This window comes from Halostella sp. PRR32, assembly GCF_034808085.1.
Classification (GTDB): Archaea; Halobacteriota; Halobacteria; order Halobacteriales; family Natronoarchaeaceae; genus Halostella; species Halostella pelagica.
Map to the genome: position 1 here is coordinate 1 of NZ_JAXHGL010000159.1, position 264 is coordinate 264.

Below are 264 nucleotides of genomic sequence, written 5' to 3' on the forward strand. Positions count from 1 at the left end.
GACGAGCGTCACCGCGACCTCGCCCGCGTCGATCTCCGCGTGGAGTTCGTCCGCGAGCTTGTTCGCGAGGACGACGCCGCCGGTGCCGGCCCCGACGATGACGATTCGGGTCATGCTTTCTCCACGTAGAGGCTCCAGTAGTCGTCGTGCTCGACGCTGTCGAGGAGTTCGTGTCCGGCCTTCTCGACCCACTCGGGGACGTCCGTCGTGGACCCTCGGTCGCTCGTCTGCAGTTCGACGACGGTCCCGGGGTCGGCCTTCTTG

1 protein-coding gene and 1 pseudogene are annotated in these 264 nt (G+C 67.4%); both read right to left on the reverse strand.

Annotated features, from left to right (window positions below; genetic code table 11):
- Nucleotides 1-114: pseudogene (locus tag SM753_RS20730) on the reverse strand (NAD(P)/FAD-dependent oxidoreductase); the annotation flags it as partial.
- On the reverse strand, nucleotides 111-264 hold a 154-nt coding region (locus SM753_RS20735), incomplete at its 5' end, for a sulfurtransferase TusA family protein (RefSeq protein WP_323192945.1). The pseudogene SM753_RS20730 and the gene SM753_RS20735, both read right to left, overlap by 4 nt.